The sequence below is a fragment of the Qipengyuania rhodophyticola genome (assembly GCF_042493225.1).
GTDB lineage: Bacteria > Pseudomonadota > Alphaproteobacteria > Sphingomonadales > Sphingomonadaceae > Erythrobacter.
This window is the reverse complement of record NZ_CP170454.1, coordinates 786,250-812,402: the sequence shown is the minus strand read 5'-3', so window position 1 is coordinate 812,402 and position 26,153 is coordinate 786,250. Positions and strand designations below refer to the sequence as shown.

Here is a 26,153-nt window from a genome sequence, read left to right as displayed (position 1 = left end):
AGCTTGCCGTAGGGTCCTGACAGGCCTAGTGGCAATGAAGAGAGAGCGACGTTTTTCGCGTCATCCTGAGATGGCGGCGCACTTCATTTAGCAGCGCGCCAAATGAGAGGGCCATATGGGGTCAAAACCTGCAAAACGGGCAGCTACTAAGCAGCCTGCGAAGAAAACGGCATCATCAAAGCCGGCGAAACCATTTAGCAAATCTCTAGCAAAAATGATGGTCGAATCGCTTTTGCCGGGCGACCCTCCCTTTGCGGTCAAGGATGCGACCCAAGCCGCAGAGTTTGCCCTGAAAGCAGGCGCCAAGCGGGCCAAAAACCGCTCTGCCATTGCGCTTGAATCGATCACCGGTGAGCGGCGCATGATGCGCATTGCGATTGTCAATGATGACATGCCATTTCTGGTCGATTCGACCAGTGCCACTGTCGCTGCGATGGGCCTTTCGATTGACCGGCTCGTCCATCCGGTTGTGGCTGCAACCCGCAATGATGCAGGTGAGCTGACCGACCTCGCGCCTGCCGCAAAAGCTGGCGCACAGACCGAGTCCATAATCTACATCGAGACCAACCGGGTCGATGCGCGCCACCGCCGCAAATTGCTCAAAGCCTTGCGCGAAACGCTGGCCGATGTTCGTGCAGCGGTTTCTGACTGGCCCAAGGTTCAAAAGAAGATGGTCGCTGATGCCAAGGCGATCGGCGCAAGCGAGCCAGAAAGTGCAGAGCTTCTAGAATGGCTCAATGACGGCATGCTAACCCAATTGGGCCACGTCACGCGCCACCGCGATGGCAATCAAGATGGGGCATTGGGAATTTGCCGCAAGAGCGCAGCGACGCTGCTGTCTGACGAATCCTACGCCCGCGCATTTGACTGGTTCGAGCGTGGTCAGGGTAACGGGAAAGGCAAGAAGTCTTCCGCGCCGCTGATCATCAAGGCCAATCACCAGGCATTGGTTCACCGGCGCGTTCCGCTTGATGTGTTCATGCTCCCTGTGCGGGAAAAAGGTCTAAAAAGCGGCAAAGTCACCGCGCTTTCGGTGCATGCTGGCGTGTGGACCAGTGCAGCTTTAGCTGCCCCGCCGCGCGACGTTCCCAAGCTCAGAAAGCAGCTTGATCACATCATGCGGCGGCTTGATTTTGATGTGGGCGGCCATGCGGGCAAAGCGCTTGTCCATGCCCTCACCGCGCTGCCTCATGATCTGCTGGTCGGCTTTTCAGACAGCGATGTTGAGCGGGTGGCCACTACGGTTATGGGTCTGGTGGACCGGCCCCGCCCGCGTCTCGCTTTGGTCGAGGCGCCGCTGGCGCGCCATCTGTTCGCTTTTGTCTGGCTTCCGCGCGACATGCTCGCGACGGAAGTGCGCTTGCAAATTCAGGCCCTGCTTGAGGACAGCGCTCAGGCGACCATGCTCGATTGGAGCCTAGAGGTTGAGGGCGGCAATCTGGCTATGCTGCGCTTCGTGCTTGACATTCGCGATGGTGATACAGCGCCTGATGAAGCCGCGATTGATCGCAAGCTTCAGGCCATGCTGCGTGGCTGGACCGATGCGGTTGAAGCCGAGCTAAGCGAAACGGAAACCGCAGGGCGCGCTGCCGCACTTGCGCTGCGTTGGTCCGAGGCATTTCCTACCAGCTACCGCAGTGAATATGGCGCAAAGGAAGCCGCGCTTGATATTGCCCGGCTACGCACGCTTGGCCAACATGCCGACACCGAAAACGCCTGCCAGCGCGATGCCCGCCTGTGCCGCACGCGGCGTGGGGGGCAGGATGCTCTGAGCCTCAAGCTCTATCAGGCCGAAGGCAGCCTGCCGCTCTCTGATGCGGTTCCGACGCTCGAGAATTTTGGTTTCCACGTAGAATCTGAAGTGCCCACGCTTCTCGATGATGGAAGGCTCGGCACCATTCACGATTTTCACCTGAAGCTCGGCGATAATCTTAAGATTGACGATGTGCTCGCCCGGGCTCCGACCATCGAAGGCGCCATCGCGGCAGTTGTGAATGGCGAGGCGGAAAATGACGTGTTCAACCGGCTCGTGCCAGAGGCCGCGCTTGACGCGACCGAAGCTGGCTGGCTGCGCGCATTTTACCGCTATTTGCGGCAGGCCGGCATGGGCTTCACCATTTACACCGTGGTCGATGCGCTCAGCGGCGCGCCAGACATTACCCGCGCGCTCGTGACCTTGTTCCGTACTCAGCATGATCCGCAAGTCGGTAAAGGGCGCGGGCAGGCGGCAGAGGCGGCACGCGCCGCAATTAAGCGCGCGCTGGTTCATGTGAAGGCGATTAATGATGACCGCTTGCTGCGGCTGTATCAGGCTTTGATAGATGCAGTCTTGCGGACCAACGCATTTGCCCCCGCTGCCAAGGAAGCACTCGCACTCAAAATCGATTCTAGCCTCGTTCCCGGTCTGCCAAAGCCAGTGCCGTGGCGCGAGATTTTCGTCTATTCCCGCCGCGTCGAGGGCATTCACTTGCGCACCGGCGCAATCGCTCGCGGGGGCCTGAGATGGTCAGACCGGCGCGATGATTTCCGCACCGAGATTCTGGGCCTGATGAAAGCACAGCGCGTCAAAAACGCGGTCATCGTGCCAACAGGCGCGAAAGGCGGATTTTACCCCAAGCAATTGCCCGACCCCGCGCAGGACCGCGATGGTTGGGCCGCCGAGGGGCAGGCCAGCTATGAGGTATTCATTCGTACGCTGCTCTCGGTAACGGACAACATCATTGAAGATGCCGTTGTCCACCCGGACAGCGTGGTAATCCATGATGGGGAAGACCCCTATTTTGTGGTCGCAGCTGACAAGGGCACCGCGCGTTTCTCTGATGTGGCCAATGGCATCGCGGAGAGCCGCGGCTTCTGGCTCGATGATGCCTTCGCCAGCGGCGGCTCCAACGGATATGACCATAAGGCGATGGGCATCACTGCGCGCGGCGCGTGGGTTTCGGTCCAGCGGCATTTCCTCGAAATGGGCGTCGACGTTCAGAAAGACCCAGTGCAAGTCGTGGGCTGCGGCGATATGTCCGGCGATGTTTTCGGCAATGGCATGTTGCTATCCAAGGCAATCAAGCTGGTCGCCGCCTTTGACCACCGCCACATCTTTATCGACCCCGCGCCGGACCCTGCAAAGAGCTGGAAAGAGCGGAGCCGCCTTTTCAATCTGTCCCGCTCAAGCTGGGAAGATTACGATCCCAAGCTAATCTCCAAAGGCGGCGGCGTTTTCGCCCGCGATGCGAAAAGCATCACTCTGTCCAAGGCGGCGCAGACCGCGCTCGGCATCGAGCAAAAGGTGATTGAGCCGGAAACGCTGATCTCCGCGATCATGCGTTCGCCAGTGGACCTCATCTGGTTTGGCGGCATCGGAACGTACATCAAGGCCGCGCATGAAAGTCATGCAGAAGTCGGTGACCCCGCCAATGATCCGGTGCGGGTCAATGCGGCGGAAGTGCGCGCCAAAGTGGTTGGCGAAGGCGCTAATCTGGGCGCGACGCAAGCCGGGCGGATTGCCTTTGCGCTTGCCGGCGGGCGCATCAATACGGACTTTATCGACAATTCCGCTGGCGTCGATTGCTCCGACAATGAAGTGAATATCAAGATCGCGCTTGCGGCGGCACGGCGGGCCGGACGCCTCACTGATGCACGGCGCAATCGCCTTCTTGAAGAGATGACCGACGAGGTCGCCGCCCTAGTGCTGGACGACAACCGCCTACAAGCTCTCGCGCTCTCCACCGCAGAGCTCGGCGGGCCGCGATCCATGGCCTCACATGTGCATTTGATTGGTACGCTTGAGGGTTCGGGCGATCTGGACCGGCAGACAGAGGGCCTCGCGGATGATCAAGTGCTATTGCGCCGCGCCGCCGATGGCCAAGGGCTGACCCGGCCAGAACTTGCTGTGCTCTTGTCTTCGGCCAAGCTCGCTTTGCAAGATGCGATCGAGGCAAGTCCATTGCCCGATGATCCTTCGCTTACACCGATGCTCATCCAAGCTTTCCCGCGCCCGATGCAGAGCAAGTTCAAGGCGCAGATCCATAGCCACCGTTTGCGGCGCGAAATTACCGCAACCAAACTTGCTAATACCATCATCAACCGCCTAGGCATCATTCACCCCTTTGAGCTGGCCGAGGAAGAAGGCGTTGATCTCGCGCAAGTGGCCGCTGCTTTTGTAACAGCAGAGGCGCTGTTCGACATTACCGCGCTGTGGGAAGCGCTTGAGCGGGCAAAAATGCCCGAAAAAGCACGGTTGCTGCTGCTCGACCGCGTGGCCGCGGCGACGGGCAATCTTATGTCCGACGTGCTACGCTCCACCGGCGGAAATGTCGCGCCGGGCGAGCTGATTGAACGGCTTGGCAAGGCCGCAGCCGTGCTGACCAAGGCAACTGGCGAGCTTTTGTCACAGCAAACACGCCAGCAATCCCATGTGCTGTCCAAAAGTCTAACTGACGCAGGCGCACCTGCTGATATGGCCGCGCGGGTCACGCATTTGTTTGAGCTGGATGGTTCGGTCGGCCTTGCCATTCTTGCGAGTGACACTGGCCTCGATACCAAGCAGCTCACCTGCGCATTCACAGCAGTTGGCGAGCAGTTGGGCCTCGATTGGGCGCAAAGCACCGCAGCGATGATGAGCCCGTCCGATGTATGGGAGCGTTTGCTGGTCGACGGGCTGGCGCGCGACTTCCAGCAAATGCGGCTTGAGCTGGTGCGGCGCTTGTCGCGGCGCAAAGACGCCAAGGGCGATATGGTGGCGTCAGTGGAGCGATGGGCGCAGCGAAACGCAGCCTCTGTTGCGCAATTCCAAGCGATGATCGCACGGGCACAAACCCACGGGACACCGGCCCCTGCGATGCTTGCGCAGATCGCCAGCATGGCGCGCAATCTGCTGACCCGTTAGGCGGCCCGAAGCCGTCGCCGGTCTTGACCCGGCTGGCGTTTGCGGCAAAGCCCCCGGCCTATGGACACGTCTTTGGACAAAGCAGACATTATCATCGTCGGCTCAGGCCATGCCGGTGCACAGGCCGCGATAGGACTGCGCCAAGCCGGTAATGAAGAGTCGATCCTGATCCTGAGCCGAGAGCAGGAGCCGCCGTATGAGCGCCCTCCGCTATCCAAGGATTATCTCGCTGGCGACAAGCCGTTTGAAAAAATGCTGATCCGGCCTGCGGATTTCTGGGCAGAGCGCGACGTCACTCTCAAATTAGGCGTCAGCGTCGCTGAGATTGACTGGATGGGCCACGAAGTGGTGCTCGATGACGAGAGCCGGATTGGCTATCGCAAGCTGATTTGGGCGGGCGGCGGCGTTGCCCGACGGCTGCCTTGTCCCGGCACGGAATTGGACGGGATCCATTCGGTGCGGACCAAGGCCGATGTCGACCGGCTAAAGGCAGAACTCGCCGCAGGCGCCAAAAAAGCCGTTGTGATCGGCGGCGGATATATTGGCCTCGAAGCGGCAGCTGTGCTGCGCAAGCTAGGCTGCGCGGTCACGGTCATCGAATCGCTGGACCGCGTTCTAAATCGCGTTGCTGGGCCGCAATTGTCGGAGTTCTATCAGAGCGAGCACACGCAAAACGGTGTCGATATTCGCTTGAGCACTGCGGTTGAAAAGATCGAAGGAGCGGACGGCACAGTATCGGCCGTCGTGACCGACACGGGCGAGGAAATTCCTTGCGATTTGCTGATCGTGGGGATCGGCATTGTCCCGAGCGTCGGTCCGCTAATTGCAGCGGGTGCCTCTGGCGCGAACGGGGTCGATGTCGATGCCTATTGCCGCACCACGCTGGATGATATTTACGCGATTGGCGATTGCGCAGCGCATGCGAACCCATTTGCGGACGGTGCGGTGATCCGGTTGGAATCGGTGCAGAACGCCAATGATATGGCGATGTGCACGGCCCGCTCCATCATGGGCGATAAACAGCCTTACAACGCGGTGCCATGGTTCTGGTCAAACCAATATGATCTGCGGTTGCAGACGGTTGGCTTGTCACTGGGCTATGATGAAACGGTGCTGCGCGGCAACCCTGAGGACCGAAAATTCTCGGTCGTTTACCTCAAGGAAGGCCAAGTGATCGCGCTCGATTGCGTGAATAATACACGCGATTATGCCCAGGGGCGCAAGCTGGTGGAAGCGCGCGCAGAAATATCGCCAGAGCTGCTGGCAGACACGGAAACCCCGCTTAAAGAGATGCTGTAAGCCGCGCTTTTGCCCAGCGGGCGGCATCAGCCACGACCGGATCGGGATCCTCGGTCAAACCCTCTACCAGCGTAATGAGAGTGGGCGAGGCGCTGTTACCAGCGGCGTAGAGGCAATTGCGCACAAACCTGTCCCGGCCAATGCGCTTGATCGGCGAGCCTGAAAACTTTGCCCGAAACCCCGCATCGTCCAGCACTAGCAATTCAGCGAGATCAGGCGCGGCCAAGTCATCACGCGCAGCCAGTTTCGCATGCGTATGCGCGGTATCGGCGAACTTGTTCCACGGACATACCGCCAGGCAATCATCGCAGCCATAAATCCGGTTGCCCATGGCAGTGCGAAACTCCTCCGCCCAAGGCCCCTTATGCTCAATCGTCAAATAAGACAGACACCGGCGCGCATCGAGCCGATAGGCGGAGGGAAAGGCATCAGTCGGGCAGGCAGTCTGGCAGGCATTGCACGACCCGCAGCGATCATCATGCGGCGCGTCAGGTACAAACGGAATGGTCGAGTAAATCGCGCCGAGAAACAGCCAATTGCCATGCTCGCGGCTGACCAGATTGGTGTGCTTCCCCTGCCAGCCGAGCCCAGCCGCCTCGCCCAAAGGCTTCTCCATGACCGGCGCGGTATCAACGAAGACTTTAAGCTGGCTCTCCGGCTCTTGCGCAATCATCCAGCGAGCCAAGGCCTTGAGCGCCTTCTTGACTACATCATGATAATCGCGCCCGCGCGCATAGACCGAAATACGGCCCTTCTCACCCGCACCCTCCAGCACCAAAGGGTCGTCTTCAGGCGCATAGCTCATGCCCAGCGCAATCACACTGCGCGCCTCTGGCCATAGGCCTTGCGGGGACGCGCGCTGGTCCTTGCGCGTCTCCATCCACTCCATGCTGCCGTGATGGCCATCGCCAAGGAAAGCTTCCAGCCGCTCAACCCGCTCAGGATGGGCGCGAGGATCGGCAAAGCCAACACTAGCAAAGCCAAGTGAAAGCGCCTCTTCCCGCAAGGCGGTTTGGAGGGTAGCCAAGCGTTCAGCACTGATCGTTTTGTTTACACTGGGGGCGTTTTCGTTAACCAAACTTGCTGCCGCTCCTGTTCATGGATTACGGTTAACCCGCAGGGATGCTCATGCAAAGCAAGATTGTCGCCAACGAAGTGCCCGCCGCTCTCGAAACCGCCACATCATCAGACCAGCCGCTTGCTATTGAAGCGCGCGGGCTGATCAAGCGTTTCGACGATACGCTGGCGGTGGACGGTGTAGATATCTCCGTGCCGCAGGGCGCAATTTACGGCATTCTTGGCCCCAATGGTGCGGGCAAGACCACCACTTTGCGCATGCTGCTTGGCATTATTGACCCCGATGAGGGGGTTCGCCGCGTCTTTGGCCATGATCGCCCGCATGATATCGCGCGGCTTATCGGGTATCTGCCGGAGGAGCGCGGGCTTTATCCCGCGATGAAATGCGATGAGGCGATTGGCTTTATGGGCGCACTGCGCGGTCTTCCGCTGGAAGAAGGCAAAAAGCGCGGGCGCGAATTGCTCGAACGGCACGGGCTTTCTCATGCAATTGACCGGCAAATCCGGCAACTTTCCAAAGGCATGGCACAAACCGTCCAATTGCTGGGCACACTAGTTCACCGGCCAAAACTGGTTGTCTTTGATGAGCCATTCAGCGGCCTAGATGCGATCAATCAGGGCAAGCTCGAGGTAATGATCCGCGAGCTGGCGGCGGAAGGCACGACTGTGATCTTCTCCACCCATGTTATCGCTCATGCGGAACGCCTGTGTGAAGGCATTGCCATTATCGCAGGCGGCAAAGTGCCATTTGCGGGCCAAGTAGACGAGGCGCGCGACCGTATCCCTGCCCAAGTGCGGCTTGAAACCGCACAGCAAGACGGCCCCTGGCGCTCCGCTTTCCCGGCGGATGCGCGCCACGATCACAAAGCTGGCGGAGGGCATTTCTGGAACTTCCCGGTTCCTGAGGCGGGTATTGAAGCGCTGCTCAAGCGCCTTATTGAAGGCGAGGCTGGTATCCTCTCGCTCTCGATTGAGCGAGCCGGGTTGCATGATGCCTTTGTCGAGATTGCAGGCGAGGCAGCGGCACGCGCGCTCGAAGAGAATGCCGCAGAGGAGGACGCAGCATGAGCAACTCTGTCAGCAACACCCCAATCAATGATGCACGCCTCTCCATGTGGCAGGCCGCCTGGGTCATTGCCCGGCGCGACTTCCTCGCAATCCTCTTCAGCCGCGCATTTTTCTTTTTCCTGCTCGGCCCTCTCTTCCCGATTTTGGTCGGCGGCCTCGCGGGCGGCATTGGCGGTCAGGTCCAGCGCGAGGCCACGGTCAACACAATCGCGCTGGCCATGTCTCAAGAGGACAATAATGCGATGATGGCCGCACGGCTCGCAGTGCAAGAGAGACTGCCCGGCCTGCCCATCATGCGCGAGGCGGAAGACACCAGCAAAGCACCTGCGGACATATTGGCTGAACCCGGCGCTGCCTACGCAGGCGTGGTGAGCGGCACGCTAGATGCACCTATACTCACGGGTACCCCCGGACAGATAGCTGCATGGGAAGGCGCAGTGGCGATGATGGCAGCCTTCGCCAAAGGCGAAGCGCCAACCGATTTTCCTGATGTTGCAGCAGAGCCTGTCGCTGGCAGTGCAGCCACTGATCGCTCGGAGCGGATCAAGACTGCACAAGCGGGCCAGCTCCTGCTGTTCCTGCTGATGATGCTGCTGGCGGGTATGGTTCTCTCCAATCTGGTCGAGGAAAAAGCTAATAAGATCATCGAGATTCTCGCCGCAGCGATCCCGATGGATTCGGTCTTTCTCGGCAAGCTCATCGCCATGCTGGGCGTGTCCTTTGTTGGCATTGCCGTCTGGGGTTTCTTCGGCGGGCTGATCATCTTCTTCGGCGGAGAGGCACTGCCGCAATTGCCTGAACCCGCGATGGGCTGGCCAGTGTTCTTGCTGCTGGGCGTTGTCTATTTCGCCTTTGGCTATTTGCTGCTGGGCTCGCTCTTCTTGACCATTGGCGGCATGGCGACGACCGTGCGCGAGGTCCAAACTCTCTCCATGCCGGTCACCATGATGCAGCTTCTAGTCTTCTTCCTAGCGGCTTTTGCAATGACTGATCCGGGCTCGCTACTTGAGCTTGTGGCCGTCGTATTCCCGCTAAGCTCACCCTTCGCCATGCTTGCCCGCGCGGCGCAATCGCCCGAGGTCTGGCCGCATCTGGTCGCAATCGTCTGGCAAGCGTTCTGCGTGCTGCTCTTCGTCAAGGCAGGGGCCACCCTGTTCCGCCGCCGCGTTATGAAATCAGGCCCGGCGGCACGCCGTAAGGGCAAGGAAAAGCGCCTTGGCGGCATCTTTGGCGCAGCTTCTGGAAAGGCCGGGGCGCCGCAAAGCTCATGAATATTGTGCGAAGGACGTCAGTCCTTTTTTGAAACGCACTATTGACATTGCGGTTAGTAAGGCGGGATACTCCTCCTCAAGACATCGGATTTGGCCGCAATGAGCCAAACGAGTCGGGAGAGAAGTTTATGGCGACAATCGCCCAAGAGCGGCCCAAATGCCGTACATCACCCACCGCCTATCAGGCGCTTAAAGATCATTTCGCCAATCATCCTGAGCAGCGCCCGGAGCATCCGCACAAATGGGATGTGAGCCGCTCAGACATCTATTTCAACGATACATGGCAGCCGATCTTTGCCGAAATGCAGGAAGCGGGACCGCTGCACTACATCCCGGACGGCCCCTTTGGCCCTTACTGGGCAGTTGTTAGTCACAAGGCAATCCAGCACATCGAAGCGCTTCCCGATACATTCTCCTCGAGCTGGGAATATGGCGGCATTACAATTCTTGACCGGCTGACCGAAGAGGAGCTGGCCGATACCAGCGTTGATCGCCGCGAGCTGCCAATGTTCATTGCGATGGACCGTCCGCAGCATACCGGGCAGCGCCGCACGGTAGCGCCGAAATTCACGCCCAGCGCGATGACCGATATGGAAGTCGAGATCCGCGCCCGTACTGGCGAACTCCTTGATACGCTGCCGCGCGGCGAAGTGTTCGATTGGGTCGATAAGGTCTCGATCGAACTGACCACCGGCATGCTGGCTATCCTGTTCGGCTTCCCATGGGAAGATCGCGGTCTGCTGACCTTCTGGTCCGACTGGTCGGGAGACACAGAGCTGGCATCGGTGCGCGAACTAGACGAGATGCGCTGGGGGTTCCTGCACGAGATGGGAGCCTATTTTCAGTCTCTTTGGATCGAGCGGACGCACGACAAAGAGCCAGGCAATGACCTCATCTCGATGATGTTGCACTCCGAAGCCATGAACCAAATGAGCCCTGAGGAATTCATGGGCAATCTGGTGCTGCTGATTGTCGGCGGCAATGATACCACTCGCAACACGATGAGCGGGATTGTCCATTCGCTCGACAAGTTCCCTGACCAACGCAAGCTGTTTGAAGAGAACCCCGATCTGATACCCAATGCGGTGCAGGAATGCCTGCGCTACCAGACGCCGCTGGCGCATATGCGCCGGACCTGCACCGAAGATACAGAGGTGTTCGGCAAGACTATCAAAAAGGGCGATAAGGTCGTGCTGTGGTATCTCGGGGCAAACCGCGAAGAGAGCGTGTTTGAAGACCCGCACAAGCTCGACATTACCCGCGAGAATGCGCGGCGCCATATCGCTTTTGGTTATGGCATTCACCGCTGTGTTGGCGCGCGGCTGGCCGAGCTTCAGTTGCGTGTGCTGCTTGAAGAAATGCACAAGCGGCGCATGCGCGTCCACGTGGCCGGCGATGTAGAGCGGGTTCGCGCTAACTTCGTCCATGGATTCCGCAAGCTGGAAGTCGAAGTTACTGAGTTTTAGATATTCCGGCTCTTTGGTAACCTAGCCGCCCGCTCCCTCCCCCCTTCCACCCGGATGATATCCCGGTAGGCTCCGGGTGGAAGGGGGGAGGGAGCGGGCGGTTCGGCCCGGTGATGTAAAGTGAAACCTTCTTGCCGCTATCAACGTATATAGAGGTAGAAAAGAAGGATAAAATCATGGAACGCTTCGTTCAAAATCGCCGCGGATTGTTGCGCTTGCTCGGCGCAGGTGCCGCAGCTTCTGCACTCGCGGCGTGCGGGTCGAGCCCAGCCAATGCGAAAAGCTTCCCGATAAAGCTCAGTGAAGCGGGCTGGCGCAAAAAGCTGACCAAGGCTGAGTTTTACGTGCTGCGTGAGGCAGGAACGGAGCGCCCGTTCACCTCGCCGCTCGACAAAGAAAAACGCGCCGGCACATTTGTCTGCGCGGGCTGCGGCAACAAGCTCTATTCATCAGAAACGAAGTTTGACAGCCGCACAGGCTGGCCCAGTTTCTGGGAAGCGATTGATAATGGCGCGGTCGGCACCAGCACAGATTACAAAATCGGCTACCCGCGCACCGAGGTGCATTGCGCAGATTGCGGCGGTCATTTGGGGCATATTTTTGACGATGGGCCGCGCCCGACCGGCAAGCGCCACTGCATCAATGGCGTAGCAATGGACTTTGTTCCGGCTTAAGATTTTCGCGGCTAAAACCGAACCAATACAATCAAGCCGCCCAGCCAAGCCGATCTTCGCCCGGTACAAGACCAGGACATTGCAGCCGCGCGCCAAGCAATGCGAAATCGCGCAATGAGAAGGTGTTGTCGAACACCAGCCCATATTGGCCATCGCGGCACCAGCGAACCTTTGCCGGGATTTTTGCAAGGTGATCGCTACTCAGCATGAGCGGCTGGTTCACGGCAAAGGCTGTTTGGCACTCAATGCCTGCTCCTTGCTGAGATATATTGTCGGTAAACGCCTCTACCACGGTGCCATCCCGCGTTTCCAATTTGATCGGCATAGTGATATTCAGACGCACGCCGCGTTTGGGATAATGCCAATTATCATCCAGCAGTTTGACCACGTCGATATCATCGGCAAATGCGAAACCAGCGGTATCACCCTCACCATGCACCCGCTTCAGCTCAAAGCTTGCGCCATTGCGGAGCTCGAGCGCCACCTCTGGGCACTGCGGAAATTCGTGGAACATCTTGAGCGCGATGCCATCCTGCGAGGCATCGCGGATGGTGCACACGAATTCTCCACGAGCCGACACCAATTTGCCCGCTCGAATGAGCGAAGCACTTCGCTTTGACGCACGCCGCTCATCAGGAGCGTGCTCTTGTGCTTCTATCGCTGTCTCATTGGACTGCATTGTTGCGACCCCCCGGTCTAGTTTGAGCATTTGGCGCAGGGCTTTGTGCCTCGTGTTTTGCGCCGATCAACTTCTCCGAATCACAAGTAATTTACATCCGTTAATACAAGTATAAATGTCGGCCGAGTGAACGTTGGCCTTTGGCGGCCCGAGCAAAGACTCCGTAGCCGCGGACCATTAGTCAGCGCAAAATTCGCAAATTTATAGGAATGGTGCGGGTGGTGGGACTCGAACCCACACGATCTATAGGATCAGGGGATTTTAAGTCCCCGGCGTCTACCATTCCGCCACACCCGCTATTCGCCAATGCGCCTAGCGACAGCGAGCCGCCTCTGCAACGCACTCGTATCAACTTTACGGGCCAAGATATCTTGGCGATTTAATTTGATAGCAAGGGACGCGCTCCGCCCCGGCCCAAGCGCCCTGACCTCAATCAGTCGTTGAGCATCCGGCGCACTTCTTTGCCCGGCCGGAAATAGGGCACGCGCTTGGACGGCACATCGACCGATTCGCCAGTGCGAGGATTGCGGCCCTTACGAGCCTCCCGCTCGCGCGTTGAAAAAGCACCGAAGCCGCGCAGCTCTACTCGGCCACCTTCGGCCAGCCGATGAGCGATTTCATCAAAGAAGATGTCCACCACCTGCTCCACCTCTTCAGATCGCAGATCGGGGTTCTCTTTGGACAACGCCGTCAAAAGTTCAGAACGTATCATAGTCACACTCCAGACGAGGCCACGTCACGCGTGGCCGCACAGCAAACAATCCAGTTAGCGTATTTCGCCAATTGGCATGCAACCCCATCGACAACTGTAGTCTGCCAAACCATTGCGTATCCTGCAAGCGTCATGTGCTTACGTTGTTATCGCATTGTTTACTTTCTTCCCGAAGCAGCCCGCCTCGCGCAGTCATGCTTCGGCTAGCAGATCGGACGCGGCCAAGCCCAGCCGCTGGATTTTCTCACGAATTACCGGCCATTCTTCGCGCACGAATTGATCGCGCTCGCTTGATTTCAGACGTTCCGCAGCGCCTTTCACCACATACATGCCCACCCCGCGCTGCACCGCGACAAGCCCGTCAGCCTGAAACTGCTGATACGCCTTGGCCACGGTTAGCGGGTTCGCACCCTCTTGCGAGGCGAGCGCGCGAACCGAAGGCAACATCTGACCTTCGCCGTAACGCCCCTCGATAATTGCCGCCGCGATCAGATCGCGCAGCTTCAGATAAACGGGCTTGGACTGGTTGTTCATAATAGCTTCCCAACTTTGGCGCATACTTCTCCCCGCCAAGGTGATACAGTGCCATAATACAGCGCTGCGCGCAAGGTTCCCGAAAAGCAGCTCAAATGATGCAAAAATGCGGCGAAGCAATTCTGTCTTCGCGGTAACTTATGCTTCACATGCTCGATTTGGGCGCTAGGGTGCGCGCCCATGGACGGGGCCGGGAGGGACGCGGCTCGACTTAATTAATGAGGGCCGTCGGGACCATGCACGAGTTTATTTTCACATTTGATTCCGCATTTGAAATGTGGACATTCTGGGTTGCGGTGATCGCGCTGGCGGGCTTCCTGCTGGGCGGTTTGTTTCTGATCACTCGGCCGCAAGCTGAAGTCATCGGCCACCCCAAGGGGCTTTTTCTCCTGTTCATGGCTGAGATGTGGGAGCGTTTCTCCTATTACGGGATGCGCGCGCTGCTGATCTTCTATTTGATCCAGCACTGGATGTTCGCTGAGGAGAAGGCCTACGTCATTTACGGTGCTTACACGGCGCTCGTTTATATTGCGCCAGTTGTCGGGGGCTATCTGGCTGATCAATTTATCGGTCAGCGCAAGGCAGTCCTCTTTGGCGCGGTTCTGCTCACCTTCGGGCACTTCTTCATGGCGTTTGAAGGCGGCGGCGGTCAGGCCGATCCAATGATCAATGTATTCTGGCTGGCGCTAGCGCTGATCATTGTCGGCTCGGGCTTCTTGAAAGCCAATATCTCGGTCATCGTTGGTCAGCTTTACGAGCGAACCGACACACGCCGAGACCCAGCCTACACCATTTTCTATATGGGCATTAATGTCGGCGCGGCGACTGCATCGATCATCTGCGGCTATCTCGGCCAAACATATGGCTGGGAATATGGCTTTGGCCTTGCCGGTATCGGCATGCTCATTGGCCTGATCTTCTTCATTGTCGGCAAGCCATTGCTGCTCGGAAAAGGCGAACCCAAGGACCCTGCGAAGATTGCGGGCGGCAAGGAATTTGTCATCTACGGCGCTGGCCTTGCCATGGTCGGCTTGTGCTGGCTCGCCATCCAATACCAAGATCTGGTCGGCGGCGTTCTCGCAGTATTCGGAGGAGGGCTGGTTCTCTACGTCCTATTCACGGCGGTCGTGAAGCTTGCACCTGAAGAGCGCGACCGTATCTTCGCGGCGATGTTCCTGATCATGGTCTCGATCGTGTTCTGGGCCTTGTTCGAGCAGGCCGGTTCCTCGCTCAACGTCTTCACGGACCGTCATGTCGACACGCAGGGCGTAAACGCTTCGATGTTCCAGTCGATCAATGCGATTTACATCGTTTTGCTGGCACCGCTCTTCGCGATGCTGTGGCAGGGGATGGGCTCAAAAGGCATTGAGCCCTCGACGCCAATGAAATTCGGCCTTGCAGTCATTCAGGTCGGTCTGGGCTTCCTGGTGCTGGTCTGGGGCGCGGAAAGCGCGGGCATCAATGTGCCAACGCCGGTGATCTTCATCTTCCTGATCTACCTGTTGCACACAACCGGTGAGCTTTGCCTCTCGCCTGTTGGCCTTAGCGCCATGAACCGCCTGAGCCCTGCGCATATGGCCTCGCTCATAATGGGCACATGGTTCTTCGCATCGGCTGCGGGCAACTTTGCCGCTGGCCTGATCGCCGCCGCCACTGGCGGGGAAGGCGTGGGCGAAGAGGCTGGCAAGCAGGTCGTGCTCGACGTTTACTCGACCGTTGGCTGGTATGCCGTCGGCATCGGCGTTGCGGTGATGGTCATCAGCCCGCTCATCAAGAAACTGATGCATCTCGACACATTGCAGGATGACAATGTCGGTGATGATCTGCTCGGTCAGTCTGAAATTGGTGAACCGCAAGCTGCGGGCATCCGTCCGGAAACGCGCTAAGCAAATACGGCACTTGAAAAGAGCAAAGGTGAAAGACGAAACTATGCTTCAACGCTCCCTCATCGCTAGTTTGGGGGCCCCCTTGCTAGCATTATCGCTCTCTGCCTGTGCCGCCGCCGACGCTGGGGGCGAGCCTCGCTCTGCCTCCGCTGCGACCACATCGACGACCAAAGCACCAAGTGGCGCGGATGGGGGCACGCCATATGCCTCTACCTATCGCGCCTATCCAGGCCGCCCAACGGCATTGGTCGGGGCAACGGTCTTCGATGGCACCGGCGGCGTTATCGAAAACGGCACCGTGCTTTTCCGTGATGGCAAAGTTGAGGGCATAGGCGATGCGAGCCTTTCGACCGAAGGTTATGACCGGATCGATGCAAGCGGCAAATTCGTCACTCCGGGTATCATCGACATTCACAGCCACCTTGGCGATTACCCATCGCCATCGGTCCAGGCGCATAATGACGGCAATGAAGCAACCGCGCCGACCACGCCTGACGTTTGGGCAGAGCATTCGGTTTGGCCGCAAGACCCCGGTTTCAGCCGTGCACTCGCCAATGGCGGGATCACAAGCTTACAAATCCTGCCCGGCTCGGCAAACCTCATGGGCGGACGCTCGGTCACGCTCAAAAACGTGCCCAGCCGCACGGTACAGGGCATGAAGTTTCCCGGCGCGCCATACGGCTTTAAAATGGCCTGCGGTGAAAACCCCAAACGGGTCTATGGCGGACGCGGCCGCAAGCCTTCAACACGGATGGGCAATTTTGCAGTCAATCGCCAGACTTGGTTTGAAGCGCAAGCCTATGCCGAGGGTGACCGCGAAAAGCGGGATCTCGGCAAAGAAACACTCGCCGGCGTGCTCGATGGCGACATTCTGGTTCACAACCACTGCTACCGCGCAGATGAGATGGCGCTGGTGATGGATATGGCCAAGGAGATTGGCTACAAAGTCACCGCCTTCCACCACGCGGTTGAGAGCTATAAGATCGGCGATCTGCTACGCGAAAATGACGTGTGCAGCGCAATCTGGGCCGATTGGTACGGCTTCAAGATGGAAGCCTATGACGGCATCCTCGAAAACGCTGCATTGCTCCAACAAGCGGGCGCCTGCGTAGTCATTCACTCCGATAGCGATCAGGACATTCAGCGCCTCAACCAAGAGGCCGCGAAAGCGCAGGCCGCTGGCGCACGCATGGGCATCGACATTAGCGATGCTGAGGTGATCAGTTGGATCACATTGAATGCCGCGAAAGCGATGGGCATTGATGATATGACCGGTAGTCTTGAGGCCGGCAAAATGGCCGATGTGGTGCTGTGGAATAGCGACCCGCTCAGCGTCTACGCGCGGCCAGAAAAGGTCTGGATCGATGGGGCACTGATGTACGACAGTCAGGACGCGAAACGCCGTCCGGTGAGTGATTTTGAGCTCGGCCAGCCTGGTGAAGGAGACGTGAAATGAAGCGCTTCCTCAATACTCTCGCTTTGAGCGCCGCCACTGCACTTGCACTATCTGCCAACTCAGTCGCGGCACAAGATGTCGCATTGCAAGGCGTAACGCTTGCGATTGGCGATGGCAGTGAGCCAATCGAAAATGCAACCGTCATCATCCGCGATGGTAAAGTGCTCGCGGTGGGGACCAATCTTGCCACGCCTGACGCCATTACCATGGAAGTTCCTGAAGGCTCCTGGGTAACACCCGGCATTGTCGCAGCGGTCACCAATCTCGGCCTATGGGATGTTGGCGCGGTCAGCGAAAGCAATGACAGCCGCATCAATGATAGCAGCCCGTTCGGCCCGGCACTTGATGTCGCGCCTGCGATCAACCCGGGCTCTCAGCATGTGGCGATCAGCCGCGCAGGCGGCGTCACGCGCGCCGCGGTTGTTGGTATGCCCACGGATTCGATCTTCACAGGCCAAGGCGCAGTCATTGATCTCGGTGCAGATGCTCAGCCCATAACTCAGGCCCGCGCCTTCCAAGGCGTGATGATCGGCGAGCGCGGTGCGCGCATTGCCGGCGGCAGCCGGATTGCCACCCATGTTACGCTCCGCAATGCTATCGCAGAAGCCAGCGCTTACGCGGCAGGCCGTTGGGAAGGCGAAGAGGCGCTACTCACCCGCGTTGATGCCGCCGCGCTTGGCCCCGTAATCGCCGGGCGGCAGAAGCTGTTTGTCCATGCCGAGCGGGCCTCGGACATTCGCCAAGTCATCGCGCTGAAACGAGAATTTCCGCGCCTCGACATCGTGATAACCGGAGCGAGCGAAGGCTGGACCCTCGCATCTGAGATCGCCGCCTCCGGCATTCCGGTGATTGCCAGCAGCTTGCAAGATTTGCCCGAGCGCTTCGAGCAATTGGCCTCGACCCAAAGCAATATAGGCCGGATGACCCGTGCCGGTGTGAAAGTGGCGATCGATGCCTCCTCCATGCGCCAGCCGCGTCAGCTCGCGCAGCACGCGGGCAATCTGGTGGCGCTTACACGCATACCGCGGGCGTCAGGACTAACTTGGGGGCAAGCGCTCGCCGCGATCACCTCTGTTCCTGCTGACATTCTGGGCATGAAGGGCAAATTTGGCACTCTGTCTCGCGGAGCGGCAGGCGATCTGGTGATCTGGGATGGTGACCCGCTGGAAGTCTCGAGCGCGCCGACAAATGTGTTTATTGATGGCGTAGAGCAACCGCTCGGCAACCATCAGAGCCGCCTACGCGAACGCTACCGTGATCTCGATGAAACCGCCCTACCAAAGGCATATGACTGGTGAGCATGATCAAAACTATACTTTTCGCGGGCGCTTTCGCGCTTAGCAGCGCAGCCGCCGCACAAGATAACGCGGCTAGCGAAGCGCCAGCCGAGCCGGCAACTGGTCCCGGATCCCTTGCCTGGCTTAGCGCGCAGCAAACCTATCTCTCAGGCCTCAAACCCGCGGATGGCTGGCGCTGGATTGATGGCGGCCTGCGTTGGCGATGGGTCGCCACGCCGACCAGCACCTATGGCGCGGGCGCGAAGCCCGCGGTCAGCGATCAAGTCACCGTTCACTATGAGGGCAGCTTTCTCGATGGCGAAGTCTTCGACAGCTCCTATCAACGCGGCGAGCCTGCCAGCTTCCCGCTCGGCGGCCTGATCAGAGGATGGCAACTCGCGATCCCGCAAATGAGCGCTGGCGATACGATCGAAGTCGCAATACCCGCTGACCTTGCTTATGGGCCGGTAGGGCGCGGCCCTATTCCAGGCGGCGCGACTTTGCTGTTCAAGGTAGAGTTGATCACTATCGGCGACGAATAGCGTCGCAGCGCAGGAACTTGGCTCTGAGCGGAGACATAGAAGCGATAAGCTGATCGCAGCGGACGCTTCTTTAATTTGATCTTCATCAAAACCTTCTGCAATGTCCGCTTGGGGATCGCAGAAGGAATAACATGTCTGTTTCGCTCGCATTTGCTGCGCTTGCTTCATCAAGTGCGGCGATTTTTACCCCGCAGATCGCATTTCAAAGTGCAGCTCCCGTGCCAGCGGCCGTCGCTCAAGACGCGCAAGCTAGCGGAGATAACAGCGCGAATTCCGTTCAACCAACCACGCCCGCAACCGCTGAGGCTGCGGATCTAGATCAAGCGATTGATCCGTCGAGCGCGCCGCAGCCGGAGGACGGGGAACACGAGACCGGCGATACAATTGTCGTTTCGGGAGAAGCGGCTGATCCGATGAAAGATCCGCTCGTCGAGGTGAACGAAGCGGCTTTTGAAATGTCGCAAGAAGTCGATGCGGCGATCATTGAGCCGGTGGCGGAAGTTTATGAAGAAGGGCTACCCAAGCCTATCCGTAGCGGCCTCAGAAACTTCTTTCGCAACCTGCTTGAGCCGGTCAATGCGCTGAATTTCATGCTGCAACTCAAGCCTGGCAAGGCATTCGAAACACTTGGACGGTTTGCAATCAACTCGACCGTTGGAATCGGCGGGCTGGTCGATGTTGCTAAGCGCGAGCCCTTCAACCTCCCCCGCCGCAGAAACGGGTTCGCCAACACGCTTGGCTATTACGGCGTCGGCCCAGGTCCGTTTCTGGTTGTGCCACTCCTTGGGCCGACCACCTTGCGCGATGCGCTTGGCGGCGCCCTTGATCAGGCAGTGCTGCCGACCGCGGTCGGTGGCATTTTTACCTCGCCTGCACTGGGCATCCCCGCCTACACCATCACTTCGCTCGAAGATCGCATTGAATTTGACGAACGCATTGCGAAGATCAATGCCAGCGACGACCCTTATTATGCCGTGCGCGAGACTTATCTGTGCCGGCGCGAGGCAGACATTGCTGCGCTGAAGAACCGGCCTGCCCCGCGCGATTGCAGCGTCGAGGCCATCCTTGGAGAGAGCGATCCAGCTGTGGTTCCGGCAATCAGTGGCGTCAACGCGAACGCAATCACTGCGGGCGAAACTCCGAGTGAGATGCAGCTGAGCATTGCCGAGCCTGCGGCAGAACCGCCAGCCATTATCTTTGTAAGCAAAGAAATCGTTCAGCCCTTGCCGTCCGACTATGGAACTCCCGAGCGATAGCTGGCGTCGCGGGCGCGGTATGCCTTCAATCCCATTTGCGCGGCTGCTCGCCCTCCGCGAATAGATGCTCACCGCTCCATTCAGTAATGGCGGCATAGACCGGCGCAAGCGCCTGTCCGCTTTGGGTTAGTGCATAGCGCGCGCGCTTGGCGTCGGGCGGATCCCGCTCCATCAAACCCGCTTCGACCATCATGGTCAGCCGTGATGACAAAGCAGCACGGCTGATCGGCAATCGCGTCATAAAATCCTCGAACCGATCGACGCCAAGAAATGCCTCGCGCAGGATGAGCAGCACCCACCTGTCGCCGAGCACGCGGGAGGCGCGGCCAATTGGGCAAGGCGAAGTCGAGGGCTGATATTGCTTCATGGGTCTGCATATCAGACTTGATTGCGATCAAAGCAAGTGCCATTACGTCTGCCTTACAGACTATAGGAGTTCGTCATGGCTACCCCCTCCCGCTTCGATTCGCCCGAAGCATCGCTCGCCTACATGAAAGAGGTTGCGGTTAAGCGTTCTGGCTTCTCCAATTGGCTGGATGTGGAACCACTCAAGGTGTGGGAGGGTGAGAGCGAGTTGCGGCTCGTCTTGCGACCCGAAATGACTCAGCATCACGGGTTTGCACATGGCGGCATTGTTGGCCTGATGGCAGACAATGCCTGCGCTTGGGCCGCCGCGAGCGCGGTTGGCGATGTCGTCACCGGCAATTACACAATCAACTTCGTCGCGCCCGCTATGGGCAAAGCTCTCCGGTCACGCGGGACAGTCATCAAAGCCGGGCGGCGGCAAGTGGTCGTGCGCGCTGATGTGTGGAGCGAAGATGAGGCGGGCGAAACGCGCCTGGTTGCAACCGCGCAGGGGACGATCATTCCCACCGGCAATAGCGAGGCGGATATGCGCGCGAAGGACGGATAACCCACCGCGCACAAAAAAGGCCGCCCGGTATCGCTACCCGGCGGCCCCTTTGTAGAGTTCTGCTCGTTTAAGCGTAAGCGACCTTGGTGGTCACCTTCTTCTCGCGGCGCATGGCAGCGCCTAGGCCAAAGAAGCCCAGCAGGAGCATTGCCCAAGTTGATGGCTCTGGCACGGCGGCAAAGGAAAACGTTGCCGTAGCCCCGTCCACCAGTGCTGTATCAATCAGATTGATTGACAGCACGCCGTTTGTCACTGTGACATCGCCTTGTGTGAAACCATCACCACCAGCTCCTGGGCCGTCAGGTGTTATGCCATTTGTGCTGGTGAGAAGCGCGGTGGTGAACGGGTTAGCAGCATTCGTGAAGTTGAGAATGGTCGCGCCCAGATCTTGGTCTCGAAGCGCCGTCAAAACAAGAGAATTGGTGTCAAAATCGAAACTCAGAAAATCTCCGTTGGAATTTCCTACGGTGAACTCTGAGCCAGTGCCAACGGTGGCGCTGGCAAAATCACAAGAAAAAGTGCCGGTGCCCACTTGGGCACAGTCAATAGTATCGCCAATCATAACATTGGCAGCGGCCGGCGTTGCGGTAAACGCAGCACCCAGCGCAAGTGCGGGCAGGGCCACTTTAGTGAGGATATTCAAGGGTAATCTCCTAGCGCACGATCGTGCTTGATAAGAATTGACCCTTTCTTGAGACATCTAATAGCTGAGTGGGAAAGCCATTACCAGCCCGTTAACCTTCGCTCTGGCGCCTCAAGAGTGAATTGCGCCAAAATGGTACGGCTTAGCGCACCCGCCCGAGACACTATCATTCCAATTGGCAATAGCGAGGCAGATATGTGGAGGGGTCAGGGCGGATGGCGCTTGGCCTTGCCCAATCACTCACCAAGGCTATGCTGACAATGGGAGGACATTATGGATCCAGCTCTGACATCTTTGGTCGCCGCTAGCCTTGCCTTTGTCGGTCTGCATTTCGCGATGTCGCATCCGCTGCGCGCGCCGATGGTGCGCGTGATGGGGCCGCAGATTTTTGAGGTGGTTTACTCAGTCATTGTCATCGCGACGATGGTCTGGATGTATTTCGCGTTCAAAGCGGTCGAAGCGCCGAGCGTCCCGTTCTGGCCAGGCTTCGATGACGTATCATGGGCCATTGGAAGCGCTCTGACCCTGGCCGGCACAGTGCTGTTCGTCGGAGCAATTACACCCAAAAACGCCTCTATGGCCGTCCCCGGCGCCGAGAAACATGCCGCCGCCGCGCCCAGTGGCATGATGCGCGTGACGCGGCACCCGATGATGTGGGGTTTCGCGCTTTGGGCACTTGCGCATATCATCGCGGCTCCCACCGACCGAACGCTGATCGTGATGAACGCAGTTGTAATCCTCGCATTGGTCGGCGCAAAGTTCATGGACGCCAAGAAACGCCACACAATGGGCGAAGTGTGGGATGGTTATGTAGCGCAAACCCGCTTTGTACCCAGCATCCCGGGGCTGTTTCGCGCGGGCTGGAAGCCGTGGCTCATCGGGACTGCGCTGTGGCTAGCGCTCACTTGGGTACATCAGCCAGCCGGCGGCGGTGCGGCGGGCGTCTGGCGCTGGGTGTGATTACCCGCCCTTGAAGTTCGCAGTGCGCTTTTCGATCAGTGCGCTGACGCCCTCCATATGGTCATCCGTCGGATGCATCAACGCCTGCGTATTGGCAGCCATTTCCAGCGCGGTATCATAGCTGATTTGCGTGCCTTGACGCAGCAGGTTCTTGGTATGCCGCAAGGCATGCGGCGGCATCATGGCGATCTTTTCCGCCATTGCGCGCGCTTCGGCGAGAAGGATGTCATGCTCCACAACGCGGCTGACGAGGCCCCATTCGCGCGCTTGCTCCGCGCCGATCACATCGCCGGTATAAAACAGTTCGGCTGCACGGCTCATCCCGATCACGCGGGGCAAGATCCATGTGCCGCCATCGCCCGGAATAATGCCGAGCTTCAGGAAGGTGACACCAAACTTTGCCTTGTCCGAGGCGATGCGAATATCAGCAAGGCAGGCGACATCGCAGCCCAGGCCGATTGCCGGGCCGTTAACAGCCGCGATCACTGGCACACGCAGTCCGTAAAGCGCGCGCAAGATCCGATGGATATTGTTGCGATAGCCGTCTGAGATTGCCGGGGGCACGCCGCCAAATGTGCCGCTGCGCTCCTTCATCGCCTTGACATCGCCGCCCGCTGAGAAGGCCCGCCCCGCCCCGGTCAGGATGACGCAGCGAATGTCCATATCGGTGTTGATCTGATCGCAGACGGAGGCAAATTCTTCGCCATCGCCCGGTGCGCCCAGCGGATTCATTGTCTCCGCGCGGTCAATCGTGAGGGCCGCGACCGCGCCATCTTTTTCAAACTTCACCAGCGACATATGGGTCTACTCCTCTGCGTCTAGCGCGATCAAAAACTCGGCCACGCGCATTTCGGCGGCGTCCTGCCATGCCAGATCATGCCCTGCGCCGGGGAAGATGGCCAGCTCAGCATTTGGTGACGCGGCCGCAAGCGTCTCTGAATGCGCATGCGGGATCAGCGTATCTGCATCGCCATGCAATATGAGTGTGGGCGCGGCAACATCGCCAATCTTCGCTGCATTCTCATAGCGATCGCGCAGGAGCAGCTTCGTCGGGAGCCACCATATTTTCTCGCCCACAACGCGCGTTAGGCTCGCAAAAGGCGAGATCAGGATGAGCGCTCTTGGATTGATCTCTGTCGCAAGCTGAGTCGCCGTACCTGATCCAATCGAATTGCCGATCAGCACGACTTCGCTCGCGGCGACACCTCGCTCCTCCAGAAACGCGAGCGCCGCGCGCCCATCGGCATAAAGCCCCGCCTCTCTTGGCGTACCCGGATTGCCGCGATAGCCGCGATACTCCGCCGCGAGCACGCCGTAACCTAGCGGCACAAGCCGATCAGTCGCCACCACACTGGACTGCCAATCCGCGCCATTCCCATGGAAATAGACGATAGTGGGCTGGCCCGGGTCCGCCGCGCGGTAGCCTGCGCTGATCTCGAGCCCGTCTTCGGTTGTATAAGTGATGCGCTCAAAGCCCGGCACGTCCACGCCGGGTCCGCTTGGTGCGGGATAGATGAGCTTACCCTGCGCAAGCGTAACAAGGGCCGCAAAAGCGATGTAGCAAACTGCGACTACACCTAGAGTGGCCAGCACGGCGCGCTTCACCCGAAATCCGGCCCGCGCATTCCTGCTTACGCCCGCGCTTCTTCCACACCAGCTGAGTTATGCTGCAGCGCCTCCAGAACCGTATCGACAATCTGCGGCGCATTGAGCCCCGCCTCGTCATATTGCTTCTCTGGCGAATCCTGATCGATGAAAATATCGGGCAGTCGCAAAGTGCGGATTTTCAGGCCGCCATCAGTCAGACCATTGTCGCTCGCAAAGGTCAGCACATGCGCGCCAAGCCCGCCAATCGCGCCTTCCTCAACCGTCACCACAATATCGTGGCTGCGCATGAGTTTCTCGATCAATTCTTCATCAAGAGGCTTGGCAAAGCGCAGATCCGCGACCGTGGTGCTAAGGCCCTTGGCCTCCAGCTGATCAGCAGCCTTGCGGGCCTCACCCAAACGTGCGCCGAGCGAGAGGATCGCAACCTTGCTGCCTTCCTTGACGATGCGGCCCTTGCCGATCGGCAGCTTTTGCGGGACTTCGGGTAGCTCCACACCGACCCCGCCGCCGCGCGGATAGCGCACGGCAATCGGACCATCATCATATTCGGCTGCGGTGTAAGTCATGTGAACCAGCTCTGCCTCGTCGCCGGCCGCCATCACCACGAAATTCGGCAGTGTCGCCAGATAGGTAACATCAAAGCTACCCGCATGAGTCGCGCCGTCCGCGCCGACGAGCCCAGCCCGGTCAATCGCAAACCGCACCGGCAAGTTCTGGATCGCGACGTCATGGACCACTTGATCATATGCGCGTTGCAGGAATGTCGAGTAAATCGCTGCAAAGGGCCGCATGCCTTGGGCAGCCAAACCGGCAGCAAAAGTCACGCCATGCTGTTCAGCAATGCCGACATCGAAGGAGCGGTCTGGATGCGCAGCGGCAAACCGGTCCACGCCCGTGCCCGATGGCATCGCAGCGGTAATCGCGCAGATCCGATCATCGGTCTCAGCCAGCTTCGCCAGCGTGTCGCCAAACACATTCTGATAGGCTGGCGGACCAGCAGCGGATTTCTTCTTCTCTCCGGTGACCACATTAAATGTCGGCACGCCATGATATTTGTCGTCGCTATCTTCGGCAGGTGCGTAGCCCTTGCCCTTGGTCGTCACCACATGGATGAGAACGGGCCCCTGATCGCTATCGCGCACATTCTCCAGCACCGGGATGAGATGCTCAAGATTGTGCCCGTCAATCGGGCCAACATAGTAGAAACCGAGCTCTTCAAACAGCGTCCCGCCAGTCACCAGTCCGCGCGTAATCTCTTCCGCCTTCTCGAGGCCGGAATGAACGCGCCGTGAGAGCTTTTTCGCAACCTTGGACGCGAGCGAACGCAGCCCCAGATACTCGCTAGAGGAGACCATGCGCGCGAGGTACGCCGACAGCCCGCCCACCGGCGGCGCAATCGACATATCGTTATCATTTAGGATCACGACCAGACGATTCCCCGCCTGCTCGGCATTGTTCATCGCCTCATAGGCCATGCCCGCGCTCATCGCGCCATCGCCGATCACCGCGATCCCGCGCCCCGGCTTGTCCTGAAGCTTGTTAGCCACCGCAAAACCAAGCGCGGCTGAAATCGAGGTTGAGCTATGCGCAGCGCCGAACGGATCATACTCGCTCTCGCTGCGCTTGGTGAAGCCGCTGAGGCCGCCGCCCTGACGTAACGTACGAATGCGGTCGCGCCGCCCGGTAAGGATCTTATGCGGATAGCATTGATGGCCCACGTCCCAGACGAGCCGATCTTCCGGCGTGTTAAAGACATAATGAATCGCCGTAGTCAGCTCGACCACGCCAAGGCCAGAGCCCAAATGGCCGCCCGTTGTGCCCACCGCGTCAATCACTTCCGTGCGCAACTCATCAGAGAGCTGGCGCAGCTGGTCCTTGTTAAGTTTGCGGAGATCGGCGGGTGTATCGACCGTGTCGAGCAGCGGCGTGTCAGGGCGTTTGGTCATAAAG

At 58.9% G+C, this 26,153-nt stretch carries 22 protein-coding genes and 1 tRNA gene; 13 read left to right on the top strand and 10 right to left on the bottom strand.

Going from position 1 to position 26,153, the window contains the following annotated elements:
• The first annotated feature begins 115 nt into the window (after positions 1 to 115).
• Positions 116 to 4,882 carry an NAD-glutamate dehydrogenase gene (locus tag ACFCXQ_RS03850; protein WP_379553253.1) on the top strand — a complete coding sequence of 1,589 codons (4,767 nt, stop codon included), beginning with the start codon at positions 116 to 118 and terminating at the stop codon, positions 4,880 to 4,882.
• Between the two features lie 60 nt (positions 4,883 to 4,942).
• The gene (locus ACFCXQ_RS03845; RefSeq protein ID WP_379553252.1) at positions 4,943 to 6,181 is read left to right on the top strand and encodes an NAD(P)/FAD-dependent oxidoreductase; all 1,239 of its coding nucleotides are present in this window, start codon (positions 4,943 to 4,945) and stop codon (positions 6,179 to 6,181) included.
• On the opposite strand, the gene queG is transcribed toward ACFCXQ_RS03845, so the two are convergent.
• Entirely contained in the window at positions 6,165 to 7,208 is a 1,044-nt protein-coding gene (gene queG, locus ACFCXQ_RS03840; RefSeq protein ID WP_379553250.1) for a tRNA epoxyqueuosine(34) reductase QueG, read from the bottom strand. The two genes, ACFCXQ_RS03845 and queG, sit on opposite strands and share 17 nt — an antisense overlap.
• A 101-nt stretch (positions 7,209 to 7,309) precedes the next feature.
• Between queG and ACFCXQ_RS03835 the strand changes: the two genes are divergently transcribed.
• The 4 genes from ACFCXQ_RS03835 to msrB all read left to right on the top strand — a co-directional run bounded on the left by ACFCXQ_RS03835 (position 7,310) and on the right by msrB (position 11,737).
• Positions 7,310 to 8,326, top strand: coding sequence for an ABC transporter ATP-binding protein (locus ACFCXQ_RS03835; protein ID WP_379553249.1), 1,017 nt, complete (start codon positions 7,310 to 7,312; stop codon positions 8,324 to 8,326).
• The gene (locus ACFCXQ_RS03830) at positions 8,323 to 9,597 is read left to right on the top strand and encodes an ABC transporter permease (protein WP_379553247.1); all 1,275 of its coding nucleotides are present in this window, start codon (positions 8,323 to 8,325) and stop codon (positions 9,595 to 9,597) included. The genes ACFCXQ_RS03835 and ACFCXQ_RS03830 overlap by 4 nt, the downstream gene beginning before the upstream one ends.
• Positions 9,598 to 9,725: 128 nt before the next feature.
• Positions 9,726 to 11,063: a cytochrome P450 gene (locus tag ACFCXQ_RS03825; protein WP_379553245.1), complete on the top strand. Its 1,338-nt coding sequence runs from the start codon at positions 9,726 to 9,728 to the stop codon at positions 11,061 to 11,063.
• Positions 11,064 to 11,239: 176 nt separating this feature from the next.
• Positions 11,240 to 11,737, top strand: coding sequence for a peptide-methionine (R)-S-oxide reductase MsrB (gene msrB, locus ACFCXQ_RS03820; protein WP_379553243.1), 498 nt, complete (start codon positions 11,240 to 11,242; stop codon positions 11,735 to 11,737).
• A 31-nt stretch (positions 11,738 to 11,768) separates the two neighbouring features.
• Here msrB and ACFCXQ_RS03815 read toward each other — a convergent pair whose 3' ends face one another.
• From ACFCXQ_RS03815 to ACFCXQ_RS03800, 4 genes are all read right to left on the bottom strand, one after another.
• Positions 11,769 to 12,416, bottom strand: coding sequence for a PilZ domain-containing protein (locus ACFCXQ_RS03815; protein ID WP_379553241.1), 648 nt, complete (start codon positions 12,414 to 12,416; stop codon positions 11,769 to 11,771).
• Positions 12,417 to 12,626: 210 nt separating this feature from the next.
• Positions 12,627 to 12,713, bottom strand: a tRNA-Leu gene (locus tag ACFCXQ_RS03810).
• Positions 12,714 to 12,849: 136 nt separating this feature from the next.
• The gene (locus tag ACFCXQ_RS03805; protein WP_379553239.1) at positions 12,850 to 13,128 is read right to left on the bottom strand and encodes an integration host factor subunit beta; all 279 of its coding nucleotides are present in this window, start codon (positions 13,126 to 13,128) and stop codon (positions 12,850 to 12,852) included.
• Between the two features lie 192 nt (positions 13,129 to 13,320).
• Positions 13,321 to 13,662 (bottom strand): GntR family transcriptional regulator, encoded by a 342-nt coding sequence (locus ACFCXQ_RS03800; RefSeq protein WP_379553237.1) that lies wholly within the window; start codon positions 13,660 to 13,662, stop codon positions 13,321 to 13,323.
• Between the two features lie 236 nt (positions 13,663 to 13,898).
• Here ACFCXQ_RS03800 and ACFCXQ_RS03795 point away from each other — a divergent pair, with 236 nt between their 5' ends.
• The 5 genes from ACFCXQ_RS03795 (at position 13,899) to ACFCXQ_RS03775 (ending at position 20,079) form a co-directional block, all read left to right on the top strand.
• Positions 13,899 to 15,548: a peptide MFS transporter gene (locus ACFCXQ_RS03795; RefSeq protein WP_379553235.1), complete on the top strand. Its 1,650-nt coding sequence runs from the start codon at positions 13,899 to 13,901 to the stop codon at positions 15,546 to 15,548.
• Positions 15,549 to 15,591: 43 nt separating this feature from the next.
• Positions 15,592 to 17,004: an amidohydrolase gene (locus tag ACFCXQ_RS03790; protein ID WP_379554536.1), complete on the top strand. Its 1,413-nt coding sequence runs from the start codon at positions 15,592 to 15,594 to the stop codon at positions 17,002 to 17,004.
• Positions 17,001 to 18,302, top strand: a complete 1,302-nt coding sequence (locus ACFCXQ_RS03785) for an amidohydrolase family protein (RefSeq protein WP_379553234.1) — start codon at positions 17,001 to 17,003, stop codon at positions 18,300 to 18,302. The genes ACFCXQ_RS03790 and ACFCXQ_RS03785 overlap by 4 nt, the downstream gene beginning before the upstream one ends.
• A 2-nt stretch (positions 18,303 to 18,304) precedes the next feature.
• A complete protein-coding gene (locus tag ACFCXQ_RS03780) occupies positions 18,305 to 18,823 on the top strand; it encodes an FKBP-type peptidyl-prolyl cis-trans isomerase (protein ID WP_379553232.1) in 519 nt (172 codons plus the stop codon).
• Between the two features lie 131 nt (positions 18,824 to 18,954).
• A complete protein-coding gene (locus ACFCXQ_RS03775; protein WP_379553230.1) occupies positions 18,955 to 20,079 on the top strand; it encodes an MlaA family lipoprotein in 1,125 nt (374 codons plus the stop codon).
• A gap of 25 nt (positions 20,080 to 20,104) precedes the next feature.
• Here the strand turns inward: ACFCXQ_RS03775 and ACFCXQ_RS03770 are convergent, their stop codons facing one another.
• Positions 20,105 to 20,446 (bottom strand): winged helix-turn-helix transcriptional regulator, encoded by a 342-nt coding sequence (locus tag ACFCXQ_RS03770; protein ID WP_379553228.1) that lies wholly within the window; start codon positions 20,444 to 20,446, stop codon positions 20,105 to 20,107.
• A gap of 75 nt (positions 20,447 to 20,521) precedes the next feature.
• Between ACFCXQ_RS03770 and ACFCXQ_RS03765 the strand changes: the two genes are divergently transcribed.
• Entirely contained in the window at positions 20,522 to 20,992 is a 471-nt protein-coding gene (locus tag ACFCXQ_RS03765) for a PaaI family thioesterase (RefSeq protein WP_379553226.1), read from the top strand.
• 67 nt (positions 20,993 to 21,059) lie between these two features.
• Here the strand turns inward: ACFCXQ_RS03765 and ACFCXQ_RS03760 are convergent, their stop codons facing one another.
• Entirely contained in the window at positions 21,060 to 21,635 is a 576-nt protein-coding gene (locus ACFCXQ_RS03760; RefSeq protein ID WP_379553225.1) for a PEPxxWA-CTERM sorting domain-containing protein, read from the bottom strand.
• 273 nt (positions 21,636 to 21,908) lie between these two features.
• Between ACFCXQ_RS03760 and ACFCXQ_RS03755 the strand changes: the two genes are divergently transcribed.
• Positions 21,909 to 22,595 carry an NnrU family protein gene (locus ACFCXQ_RS03755; protein ID WP_379553223.1) on the top strand — a complete coding sequence of 229 codons (687 nt, stop codon included), beginning with the start codon at positions 21,909 to 21,911 and terminating at the stop codon, positions 22,593 to 22,595.
• On the opposite strand, the gene ACFCXQ_RS03750 is transcribed toward ACFCXQ_RS03755, so the two are convergent.
• Genes ACFCXQ_RS03750 through dxs form a run of 3 tightly spaced genes read right to left on the bottom strand, consistent with a single transcriptional unit; the run spans position 22,596 to position 26,149 of the window.
• Positions 22,596 to 23,393, bottom strand: a complete 798-nt coding sequence (locus ACFCXQ_RS03750; RefSeq protein ID WP_379553221.1) for a crotonase/enoyl-CoA hydratase family protein — start codon at positions 23,391 to 23,393, stop codon at positions 22,596 to 22,598.
• A 6-nt stretch (positions 23,394 to 23,399) separates the two neighbouring features.
• On the bottom strand, positions 23,400 to 24,188 hold the full coding sequence (locus tag ACFCXQ_RS03745; protein WP_379553219.1) for an alpha/beta hydrolase: 789 nt from the start codon (positions 24,186 to 24,188) through the stop codon (positions 23,400 to 23,402).
• A gap of 38 nt (positions 24,189 to 24,226) precedes the next feature.
• Positions 24,227 to 26,149, bottom strand: a complete 1,923-nt coding sequence (gene dxs / locus ACFCXQ_RS03740; RefSeq protein ID WP_379553217.1) for a 1-deoxy-D-xylulose-5-phosphate synthase — start codon at positions 26,147 to 26,149, stop codon at positions 24,227 to 24,229.
• Between the last annotated feature and the right edge of the window lie 4 nt (positions 26,150 to 26,153).

Coding starts and splice junctions, on each gene's coding strand:
- ACFCXQ_RS03850 (WP_379553253.1), top strand. CDS start 116: ATGGGGTCAAAACCTGCAAAACGGGCAGCTACTAAGCAGCCTGCGAAG.
- ACFCXQ_RS03775 (WP_379553230.1), top strand. CDS start 18,955: ATGTCTGTTTCGCTCGCATTTGCTGCGCTTGCTTCATCAAGTGCGGCG.
- ACFCXQ_RS03755 (WP_379553223.1), top strand. CDS start 21,909: ATGGATCCAGCTCTGACATCTTTGGTCGCCGCTAGCCTTGCCTTTGTC.
- dxs (WP_379553217.1), bottom strand. CDS start 26,149: ATGACCAAACGCCCTGACACGCCGCTGCTCGACACGGTCGATACACCC.
- ACFCXQ_RS03785 (WP_379553234.1), top strand. CDS start 17,001: ATGAAGCGCTTCCTCAATACTCTCGCTTTGAGCGCCGCCACTGCACTT.
- ACFCXQ_RS03770 (WP_379553228.1), bottom strand. CDS start 20,446: ATGAAGCAATATCAGCCCTCGACTTCGCCTTGCCCAATTGGCCGCGCC.
- ACFCXQ_RS03825 (WP_379553245.1), top strand. CDS start 9,726: ATGGCGACAATCGCCCAAGAGCGGCCCAAATGCCGTACATCACCCACC.
- ACFCXQ_RS03815 (WP_379553241.1), bottom strand. CDS start 12,416: ATGCAGTCCAATGAGACAGCGATAGAAGCACAAGAGCACGCTCCTGAT.
- ACFCXQ_RS03750 (WP_379553221.1), bottom strand. CDS start 23,393: ATGTCGCTGGTGAAGTTTGAAAAAGATGGCGCGGTCGCGGCCCTCACG.
- msrB (WP_379553243.1), top strand. CDS start 11,240: ATGGAACGCTTCGTTCAAAATCGCCGCGGATTGTTGCGCTTGCTCGGC.
- ACFCXQ_RS03765 (WP_379553226.1), top strand. CDS start 20,522: ATGGCTACCCCCTCCCGCTTCGATTCGCCCGAAGCATCGCTCGCCTAC.
- ACFCXQ_RS03805 (WP_379553239.1), bottom strand. CDS start 13,128: ATGATACGTTCTGAACTTTTGACGGCGTTGTCCAAAGAGAACCCCGAT.
- ACFCXQ_RS03795 (WP_379553235.1), top strand. CDS start 13,899: ATGCACGAGTTTATTTTCACATTTGATTCCGCATTTGAAATGTGGACA.
- ACFCXQ_RS03800 (WP_379553237.1), bottom strand. CDS start 13,662: ATGAACAACCAGTCCAAGCCCGTTTATCTGAAGCTGCGCGATCTGATC.
- ACFCXQ_RS03835 (WP_379553249.1), top strand. CDS start 7,310: ATGCAAAGCAAGATTGTCGCCAACGAAGTGCCCGCCGCTCTCGAAACC.
- ACFCXQ_RS03790 (WP_379554536.1), top strand. CDS start 15,592: ATGCTTCAACGCTCCCTCATCGCTAGTTTGGGGGCCCCCTTGCTAGCA.
- ACFCXQ_RS03780 (WP_379553232.1), top strand. CDS start 18,305: ATGATCAAAACTATACTTTTCGCGGGCGCTTTCGCGCTTAGCAGCGCA.
- ACFCXQ_RS03830 (WP_379553247.1), top strand. CDS start 8,323: ATGAGCAACTCTGTCAGCAACACCCCAATCAATGATGCACGCCTCTCC.
- ACFCXQ_RS03845 (WP_379553252.1), top strand. CDS start 4,943: ATGGACACGTCTTTGGACAAAGCAGACATTATCATCGTCGGCTCAGGC.